General features: G+C 67.5%; 9 protein-coding genes. 3 read left to right on the top strand and 6 right to left on the bottom strand.

Annotated elements, in window-relative coordinates; all coding sequences use genetic code 11:
* Positions 1-100 precede the first annotated feature (100 nt).
* From ACIGXX_RS43980 to ACIGXX_RS43970, 3 genes are read right to left on the bottom strand one after another with little or no spacing between them, the layout of a single operon-like run.
* Positions 101-808 carry a B3/4 domain-containing protein gene (locus ACIGXX_RS43980; RefSeq protein WP_399984881.1) on the bottom strand — a complete coding sequence of 236 codons (708 nt, stop codon included), beginning with the start codon at positions 806-808 and terminating at the stop codon, positions 101-103.
* Between the two features lie 40 nt (positions 809-848).
* A complete protein-coding gene (locus tag ACIGXX_RS43975; protein ID WP_399984879.1) occupies positions 849-1,496 on the bottom strand; it encodes an FMN-binding negative transcriptional regulator in 648 nt (215 codons plus the stop codon).
* Between the two features lie 28 nt (positions 1,497-1,524).
* Complete coding sequence (locus ACIGXX_RS43970) at positions 1,525-2,361, bottom strand: EamA family transporter (RefSeq protein ID WP_399984878.1); 837 nt, start codon at positions 2,359-2,361, stop codon at positions 1,525-1,527.
* Positions 2,362-2,480: 119 nt separating this feature from the next.
* On the opposite strand from ACIGXX_RS43970, the gene ACIGXX_RS43965 reads away from it, so the two are divergent.
* The gene (locus tag ACIGXX_RS43965) at positions 2,481-3,065 is read left to right on the top strand and encodes a helix-turn-helix domain-containing protein (RefSeq protein WP_399984876.1); all 585 of its coding nucleotides are present in this window, start codon (positions 2,481-2,483) and stop codon (positions 3,063-3,065) included.
* 159 nt (positions 3,066-3,224) lie between these two features.
* On the opposite strand, the gene ACIGXX_RS43960 is transcribed toward ACIGXX_RS43965, so the two are convergent.
* Positions 3,225-4,202: a DUF4238 domain-containing protein gene (locus ACIGXX_RS43960; RefSeq protein ID WP_399984874.1), complete on the bottom strand. Its 978-nt coding sequence runs from the start codon at positions 4,200-4,202 to the stop codon at positions 3,225-3,227.
* A gap of 111 nt (positions 4,203-4,313) precedes the next feature.
* The gene (locus tag ACIGXX_RS43955) at positions 4,314-5,081 is read right to left on the bottom strand and encodes a transposase (RefSeq protein WP_399984872.1); all 768 of its coding nucleotides are present in this window, start codon (positions 5,079-5,081) and stop codon (positions 4,314-4,316) included.
* Between the two features lie 45 nt (positions 5,082-5,126).
* Here ACIGXX_RS43955 and ACIGXX_RS43950 point away from each other — a divergent pair, with 45 nt between their 5' ends.
* A complete protein-coding gene (locus ACIGXX_RS43950) occupies positions 5,127-5,444 on the top strand; it encodes a DUF6221 family protein (protein WP_351172489.1) in 318 nt (105 codons plus the stop codon).
* A gap of 494 nt (positions 5,445-5,938) precedes the next feature.
* A protein-coding gene (locus tag ACIGXX_RS43945) for an IS5 family transposase (protein WP_399984869.1) occupies positions 5,939-6,819 on the top strand; the annotation gives its coding sequence in 2 pieces (ribosomal slippage) (positions 5,939-6,299 and positions 6,299-6,819; 882 coding nt in all).
* A gap of 14 nt (positions 6,820-6,833) precedes the next feature.
* Here the strand turns inward: ACIGXX_RS43945 and ACIGXX_RS43940 are convergent.
* Entirely contained in the window at positions 6,834-8,261 is a 1,428-nt protein-coding gene (locus tag ACIGXX_RS43940; RefSeq protein ID WP_399984867.1) for a serine/threonine-protein kinase, read from the bottom strand.
* Between the last annotated feature and the right edge of the window lie 505 nt (positions 8,262-8,766).

Here is an 8,766-nt window from a genome sequence, read left to right as displayed (position 1 = left end):
GACCAGGTACGACAAGACCGCCTCCTCCTACGAAGCAGCGGTCACTCTCGCGTCATTCCTGCTCTGGGCAAGATCAGTTTGAAGACGGACCCTAGCTGGCTCACGCTGTGACTTCGGAATGTTCCGGGCTGAGGTAGTGCACACGCGTCTGCTCGGCGTGGAGCACCAGCAGGCCGTGCAGCTCCTCGGCGGCGATCTTGAGCAGGTGGCCGTCGCGGGTGGCGTGGAGGGTTTCGAGGACGAAGGCGACGCGGGTGGAGTCCTCGGTGACGCGCGTGCGGTGGGCGTCGCGGTGGTTCCAGTGCCGGGTCAGCACACCGGTGGCGTCGGTGTAGATGATCTCTCCGGGCTTGGGGTTCTCGGTGGTGTCGGGTTCGCCGAGTGGGGTGAACTCCTCGGTGCCGTCCGCGTACCGGATCTCGACGGTGCCGGTGACGTTGTCGAGGTCGAAGGCTCCTGCGGGCAGGCCGTGGTGGACGGAGACGGCGTTGTAGGAGTCGACGGCCGGGTTGATGCGCGGCAGGGTGCCCTTCTTGGCCATGCGGCGTCCTAGGGCGTCGACGCTGGGGCGGATGCGGCGGGGGTTGGTGCCGAAAGAGCGGTAGGCGGTGTGCCACGCCTCGATCCGCGGGTCGCTCTCGTCAGCCGGGGCCCAGGTACCGGCAGTCAGCTGCTGTTCGAGGTCGTCGAGGGCGGCGGCGGTGTCGGGCCAGGGCTCGTGGCTGCGCAGTCCGCTGGCGGTGACCACGGCGATGAGAGTGTCGGGGAAGGCGTTGGCGACGGCGGGGGTGATGCGGAAGGCGGTCATGGGCAGGGCTCCGTTCCGAGGTGGTGCGGGGTGGGCGGGGTCAGGGTTTCCAGGGGCCGATGCGGTCCAGGCGGCGCCGCTGCTGGAGAGCCGTGGGCTCGTCGAGGGCCTGGCTGCGGGCGGTGAGGTGGTCGGCGACAGTGGTGCGGTGCTCTACGGGCTTGTGGTCGTCGTACTTGAATTTGGCCCGGACCTCCGTCACCTCCAGCGTCAGGCCGCGGATGCCGGGCAGCATCCGCCCGTACGGCGCCTGGTCGACCTCGATAGGGGCGTGGTCGCCGTCGGGCTGGAAGTGGGCCATCTGTCGGCGCAGTAGCTCAGCCTTGGCATCCGGCTCGTCGACGATGTGGGCCCGGCAGATGAATTGAACGGCGGCGTAGTAGCTGGTGGGCACGCCCTCGGTGGAAGGCGTGCCCGTCTTGGCGCGCCAGGGGCCGGGGACGAAGGCGTAGTCGCCGATCACGGTGAAGGTGACGTTCGGGTCGTACTCGATCGAATCCCAGACCGGGTTCGGGCGGGCCAGATGTATCAGCAGCTGACTGCCGTCGGAGACGAAGTGGGTGGGCACGGTGGTTGGTGCGTGGCCGGGCAGGCCGTTGACGCTGAGCAGTCCGAAGTCGTGGCCTTCGGCGATCCAGGTCTGCCATTCGGCCTCGTCCAGGGCGGCGTCCCAGGGCTGGATGAACATGCGGGGCTCCTTGAAGTGCGCAGGGCGGTCAGGTGAGGGCGAGGAGGCTGACGGCGACCGCGGCTGCGCCCAGGCCGACGAGCTGTCCCTTGTGGATGCGTTCGGCGAGCACACGGCGGGCGAGCAGGACGGTGCCGGCCGGGTAGAGGGCGGTGATCACAGCGACGACGGCGAGGTCGCCGCTGCGTGCGGCGAACAGGAACAACAGGTTCGCCAGCGAGTCCAGCACACCGGCAGTGGCCGACAGGGCGTAGGCGGGCTTCTCGGGGCCGAGCCTGCGGTACAGGAGCCCGGCCGCGGTCAGCGTGACGACCGATGCGACCGCTCTGCCGATGATCAACGGCGCCACGCCGCTGTCGGACGGCGCCTGGTGCAGGAAGATCAGCTGCAGCGCGATGGCCGCGCCCGCGCCGAGGGCCAGCAGTAGCGCCGTACGCGACGGCCGGGACGAGCCTGTCCCGTGTCCGGCGCTGACCAGCACGACCGCGACCAGCGCCAACGGTAGACCCAAAAGGCCAGCCATCCCCAGGCGCTCGCCCTGCAGGAGGCCCACCGCGACCGGGAGCACGGCGGACACCAGCGCCGTGACCGGGGAGAGCACGTTCATCGGACCGATGGCGAGGGTCTTGTAGAGCAGGGCGAACGCAGCGGCGGAGGCCACGCCAGAGGCGGCGCCCCAGCCAAGCGCCGCAGGGCTGAACGAGGCGCCGAGCACGGGCCACAACAGCAGCTCGACCGCCAGGCTGGCCGGCGCGGCGACCATCACAGTGCGGAGCACGTGGGCCTTACGGGCGCCCAGGCCGCCGAGGAAGTCGGCGCATCCGTAGGCCAGTGAGCTGCCCAGCGCCAGCAGTAGAGCTATCACGAGATGATCCCTTACGATTACAGTAGAACGACTAAACCGTACAACGAAACGACCGCCCTCTGTCAACCGAACGACCGAGTGGCGCATTCCACTGACCGAACGATGGGGATGGTGACCAGGTGACCGAGACACAGGCGGCCCTGCGCACGCTCGCGCACAACGTCCGCTCAGCTCGCACTCGCGCTGGCCTGTCCCTGGACGAACTCGGCCGCCGGGCCAAGGTCAGCAAGGGGGCCCTGGTCGGGCTGGAGAAGGCGCAGGGCAATCCGAACTTCGCGACCCTGGTCCGACTGGCCGACACGCTGGGTGTCTCGGTATCCGCGCTGATGGACGGTCCGACCGAAGGGCGCGTCCGTGTGGTCTCGGCCAGCACTGTGATGCCACTGTGGGCGGGCGAGCGGGGCAGCGAGGCCCGGCTCATGCTGACGACCTCGGGCCCCGCTCCGGTCGAGGTGTGGCGCTGGCGTCTCGAACCGGGCGAGGAGTACCCCAGCCACCCTCATCAGGCCGGTGTCGTGGAGACCGTCAGCATCACCGCGGGCCGCATGGTCTTGGTCGTAGACGGCGCGGAACACCCCGTCGAAGCCGGGCAGACCGCCACGTTCGACGGTGACGCCCCCCATACCTATCGCGGGGTGGGCGACGAGCCCTGCGAACTGATCATGACCGTCCATCTGCCACCCGGACCCGCGTCCGTGGTCTGACCAGGCCACGGACGCGGGCCCGCTCCGCCAGTCTTGAACGACTGGGTTCGATGTCAAACGCCTTGATTGGATGTCAAAGGACAGAACTGCTGTCCGTTGTCACCGAAGCTAGTCGCTGTGTCAGTCAACGCAGTCGCCTCACGTGTCCGGGTCGCCAGCTCACGCGTCACGAAGGGGTTCGGGCCGAATGAAGTCCTCCGGATCTTGGCTAACCTGCATCTCGCTTGTCCGTCTGGGGGGCAACTCCAGCCCGACCAGAGGCGTGTCGTCCGGATGATGGAAGACCGCGGATCGCGCGCTGAACGTGAACCGCTGATTGAAGTCCTGGGCTAGTGCCGCAGTCGGCGCCCCCGTGCGGTCCGGAGCTCCGGGAGCCGACATCAGCAGCACCACCTGCCTGTCGAGGGGAATCGCGACCCCAGCGGCCGTTGCCAGGCCCACGCCTATCCAGTGCGGTGTCCGAGGGCCACGTATGAGGGTCACCGGGTGGTCCGATGTGATCAACTTTTTGCGCTTGAAGCGGTACAGCACCCAACCGCGCTGCATCAGGACATCAGCTGCCGCAGGGATGCCGCTGGCCATACTCGCCAGGTGGTGCACGACCGGGGGCTTCACGGTGTAGTTGGAGAAGTCGGTCTTCTCGGCCCACTTCCGCTCGACCTCTTCGTCAGAGACCGGTCCGCCAGACTCCGCTTCGAGCCGTTCGCGCAGTCCCTGCTTTCCCTCGATCGCCAACGTGATCTTCGTCAGGTGGTCGAACACCTCGTTGGCAGCCTGCCTCCTGGCCGGGACCCGCAAGGACTGTGCAGCGACCCAGTCCGTCATCGTCTCTCGTTCGGATGCTGGCAGCGGCCAGCAGTCTTCATCGACCACCATTCGGAGCACGTGGGCGGCTTCCCCCTCCAGCTTGGAGAGTGCAATCTCGACAGAGTCATCCAGCTGTCCGGTGTCATCGGGGAACGAGTAGAAGTCATTGCGTACTGCGACGTCTTTTATGCCGCATAGGCGGGGAGCTCGCTCGATGCCGATGGGGACGCGCATGATGCGCTCATCCGCGTCGGCGAACCGCTTCAAGTAGAACCGGGGCACAGTGTGCTGCCGTCGGCTCGACGGTCGTCGCCTGTGTGACTCTCCCATGGTCCGACGGTACGTCTCTCCTGCTCGGACATGCATCACATGCCTAAGACCTGTCCCGTAAATGATCTCTGAGTCGTGTGGACGTGGTCGGTGACCAACCCGACTGCTCTGCTATCCGGCGAGGTTGAGGTTGTGCAGGCGGGCGATTCCGAGCATGGCGCGGTGGACGCCGTCGCCCTTGAGGCGGCAGTCGCGAAGGATCTTCCAGGTCTTCATGCGGGCGAAGACGTGCTCAACGCGGGCGCGGACCTGTTTGTGGGACTTGTTGTGGGCCTGTTTCCAGTCGGACAGCTCTTCGCCTTTGCGCCGCCGGTGGGGCATTACGAGCCCGGTGCCCGGGTAGCCGCCGTCGGCGATCGTCATCGTCTTGCCGACGGCGGCTTTCGAGCCGGACTCTTCCCACGCCTTGCAGTCGTTGCGGTTGCCGGGCAGTGGCCGGCCGACCAGCACGACGAGTCGCGTGTCAGCGTCGATGACGACCTGGTGGTTGGTGGAGTACCGGTAGTTCTTGGACTGCTCGGCGATGGTGTGGTCGCGGGTGGGCACCAGGGTGCCGTCCACGATGAGCACGGTGTCCTTGCGGAATCGCTTGCGGGGCTGCAGCGCGAGCGACGGGCCGAGGTCATCGATGATGCGGTCGGCCGCGGACTTCGAGATCCCGAAGAGCGGGGCAAGCTGGCGCAAGGTGAGGTTCGTGCGCCAGTACGCCGCGACAAGCAGCGCCCGGTCTTCCAGCGGAAGGGACCACGGGCGGCCCTTGCGCACCGGATCCGCACCCTCGCGGCGCAGTTCAGCCACCAACTTGCCGAAGACACGCGGGCTCAGCCCCGTGAACGGGGTTATCCAGGACGACTCCGACGCCGTGATCACACCAGACACCACAAGATCGTTTCATGGTGCCGACACAACGTCGAGAATGCTCCTATGACTGAAAAGCTGGTGAAGTTTCTCGAGGCGCGGCTCGACGAGGAGGCCGACTTGGCACGACGCTGCGACGGTGACGGATGCGGGGAATGGTCTGCCCACGGACACACGGTCGACTTCTGCCAGGTTGACCTCTCCGGATTCCACCCCACGATTGCTCTGCATGTGGCACTGCACGACCCGGCCCGCGTCCTGCGCGAGGTCGAGGCCAAGCGGCGCATCCTGGCCCGTCACGCCCGCGACCCCTGGCCGTGCCACGACCTACGTGACCTTGCCTCGCCTTACGCCGACCATCCTGACTTCCCCGCACGGGGCTGAAGCGGGGCAGTACACGAGCAGAGGACCCAGCAAGGCCGCGTGCTGGACCGCGCGTCGCCCCTCTGAAGATCGTTTACGGGACAGCCCTTAGCAGGCTTGCACGGCTGCTATCAGCAAGTTCGCTTGCCAACCCTAGATATCGATCGCAGGCACGGCCAACGTTCCGCTGCACTGCGATTGGGTTGGATGACACAGCGACTAACTTCCCTGGCAACGGACAACTGCCGTTCCGAGTCATTTTGCAGGGTCTCAGGTCTCGTGGCACAGCCTCATGCGCGACGGCACCCCTCGGTGGCACGATGCCGCCGAGGTGATATTCCTGGTCGGAACTCTCCCGCCGCATCGAACCGTCCGCGTCCGGCGGGTAGCGCTCAGCCTGCCGGGACCGAATACGTCCGGGCTAATCTGCCGATTTCCCGTAGCGCCAATCTGCGCACTTCGGGGGTGTCCGGCGGATCATGTGACTTTCCGGCCGGTTGCTCGTTGGTTGGGTCATGGGTCGGGGGGACCTGACGAATCGCGAGTGGTCGCTGCTGAATCCGCATCTGCCTTTGCCGGGTGGTCGGGGCGGTCGGTGGAACGACCACCGGACTGTGCTCAACGGGATCCTGTTCCGGGTCCGTACCGGTGTTCCGTGGCGTGATCTGCCCGAACGCTACGGATCGTGGAAGACCGTCTACGAGCGGCATCGCCGCTGGTCGGCGGACGGTACCTGGGACCGGCTCCTGCAAGCGGTCCAGGCCGAGGCCGACCTTGCCGGGCGGATCGACTGGGGCATGGTCGGCGTCGACTCGACGTCCTGCCGGGCCCACCAGCACGCGGCCGGCGCCCGCAAGACCAGGCCACGGGTCCCGAAAAAAGGACGACGCCCCGGCACCACCGCCCCGACGAGGGACTCGGACGGTCCCGAGGCGGCCTGACCTCCAAGATCCACCTCGCCGGCGAAGGCGGCTGCCGCCCCATGGCGCTTCTGATCACACCAGGTCAGTGGGGTGACGCCCCGCAGATGATCGAGGTCCTGGACCGGATTCGAGTTCCCCGCCGGCTGGGCGGGCGGCCCCGGACCCGGCCCGAACATGTCAGCGGCGACAAGGCTTACAGCTCCCGCCGCAATCGCCGCTACCTGCGAAGACGCCGCATCAAGCACACGATCCCCGAACCGAAGGACCAGCGGGCCAACCGCCGCCGCAAAGGCAGCGCGGGCGGCAGACCTGCCGGCTTCGACCGCGGCCACTACCGGCGCCGCAACGAAGTCGAGCGGACCATCAACCGGCTCAAGAACTCCCGCGCGGTCGCCACCCGTTACGACAAGAGGGCCTACGTCTTCCACGGCACCGTCACCGCAGCGGCAGTCCGCTTATGGCTCCGCCCATGATCTGCCAGAGGGCCCTAAGTCAATGCCTGCCAGCCCTGCGTGATCTCTTCGTGGACGGATCTGGGATTGGGCACGGTGTTTCCCGGGCCGTGGGTGAGCAGGGTGAGCAGTGCGGTGCCGTCGGCCGGGCGGTCCGCCGGTTGGGTGTTCAGGGCTTGCAGGACCACTGCGGACAGGGCGGGGTCGATGGCTCGTAGTGCGGCGAGGGCGGTCGGTTCCGGGCCGGTCTCGGTGATCTTGCGGTATACCGCGCCGATGCTGGTCGCGGCGAACGGGCTGTCCCCGTGGACGGCGGCGACTACGCAGCAGGCCCACGCCCAGATGTCGGCGGCCGGGCCGGGCTGGGCTTCGTCGAACTGCTCCGGGGCCATGTACGTCAGCGTTCCCGGTGAACCGCCGGTGCGGGTGAGCCGTGTGCGGTCCACGATCGCCGCGATGCCGAAGTCCAGGAGGCGCGGGCCGTCACTGGTCAGCATGATGTTGCCCGGTTTGAGGTCCCGGTGGACGAGGCCCAGACGGTGGATGCCGCCGAGCGCCGTCGCCAGTGCGAGGGCGAGTGCGCGCAGGGCCTGCGGTGCGTGGATCGGGCCCTGTTCGCGCAGGTGGGCGTCGAGGGGGCGGCCGTCGAGGAGTTCCATGGCGAGGAAGGGCCGTCCGGCGTCCACGCCGGAATCGAGGACGCGGGCCGTGTACGCGCCCGGGACCATGCTCAGTACCTCCGCCTCGCGCTCGAAGCGGGCGAGCAGGTCCGCGTCGTCGAGGAGTTCGGGGTTGATGGTCTTGAGCGCGACCTGTGTGGCGGAGCCCGCGCGGCGGGCTGCGTAGACCGTTCCCATGCCGCCGGCTCCGATCCTGCCGAGCAGGTGGTAGGCGCCGATGGCCTGAGGTTCGTGCGGTTGCAGGGGCGGGAAGGCGTGAAGGAGTTCCTGGGACGGGAGACCGGTCCGGGGAGGGGTGTCCGGCGCGGCGGCAACGGACGGACCGTGCCGAGTGGGGCTGGGTGCAGCGGATGCCGGGGGCGCGGCGGCGGTGGCCAGGGGCTGGTGTCGGGAGGCCGCGACGAAGGCGACGATCTGGAACACCGCGGCCGCCACGGTCACGCCGATGGGCATCACCGTGACCATCAGCAGCAGCCACAGGACGAAGCCGCCGATGATCCGGGTCCGCGTACGCGGTGAGTGCCACAACCCCGCGGGCATACCCACCGTCAGCAACTTCCGCTGGGTGAGCGTCCAGAACACCAGGATCAGGAGCATGCAGACGATGAATACGTAGACGGCGTCCCAGTACAGGTTGAGGCGGAGGTCCTCCCAGTGCTGCAACTCGAAGATCCAGCCGCCCAGGTTGAGGGGGCTGCCCTGCCACGGCGCGGTCGTCAGGTTCCGGAAGTCGACGGGCCTGTCGGTGTTGGGCAGAAAGTACGTCAGTCCGGCTGCACACATCAGGACCAGCAGACTCTCGATGGCTGCAATCGTCCAATGACCCACGCCACCCGTAGTACCCGTAAAGGCCGCAGCCTCCCGTCGCCTCACCCATCGCTGCGAACCGGACAGCAGGCGAAACGTCACCAACCGCACAACCAGCGCACAGCCGACCACGATCAGCACCGCATCGGTCACCGTCACATGCCCGTGTTCATCCATTCCGCCCCCGCCTCGGCCGTGCCTCTGACCGGCGGAGTATAGAGGGCTCACATGACGGGAAGATTTGGACCTTGATGGGTCGTCGGGGCAGCGCAGGGCTGCCTCAGTGGTACTGCCAACAACGCGGGCGACATGCTCCCCCTACATTGCTACTGATCCAGGAGTACCAGCCAACACGACTACAAGTTCCATGATCCGCCGGACAGGTCCTAGTGTCCTGCGCCAGTAGTTGGCCGTTAGTAGGTGTGTGATTTCTGCTGCTGGTGCGTCAGTTCCTCGTCGGGGCCCCAAGCTGGAGCCCCTG

Source organism: Streptomyces sp. NPDC055243, assembly GCF_044544025.1.
In the GTDB taxonomy this organism is placed as follows: Bacteria; Actinomycetota; Actinomycetes; order Streptomycetales; family Streptomycetaceae; genus Streptomyces.
This window is presented reverse-complemented; position numbering and strand designations above follow the sequence as displayed.

Bases quoted from the DNA above. Each gene is read 5' to 3' on its own strand.
- ACIGXX_RS43960 (WP_399984874.1), bottom strand. From the start codon at position 4,202: ATGGGAGAGTCACACAGGCGACGACCGTCGAGCCGACGGCAGCACACT.
- ACIGXX_RS43940 (WP_399984867.1), bottom strand. From the start codon at position 8,261: ATGTGTGCAGCCGGACTGACGTACTTTCTGCCCAACACCGACAGGCCC.
- ACIGXX_RS43950 (WP_351172489.1), top strand. From the start codon at position 5,127: ATGACTGAAAAGCTGGTGAAGTTTCTCGAGGCGCGGCTCGACGAGGAG.
- ACIGXX_RS43980 (WP_399984881.1), bottom strand. From the start codon at position 808: ATGACCGCCTTCCGCATCACCCCCGCCGTCGCCAACGCCTTCCCCGAC.
- ACIGXX_RS43975 (WP_399984879.1), bottom strand. From the start codon at position 1,496: ATGTTCATCCAGCCCTGGGACGCCGCCCTGGACGAGGCCGAATGGCAG.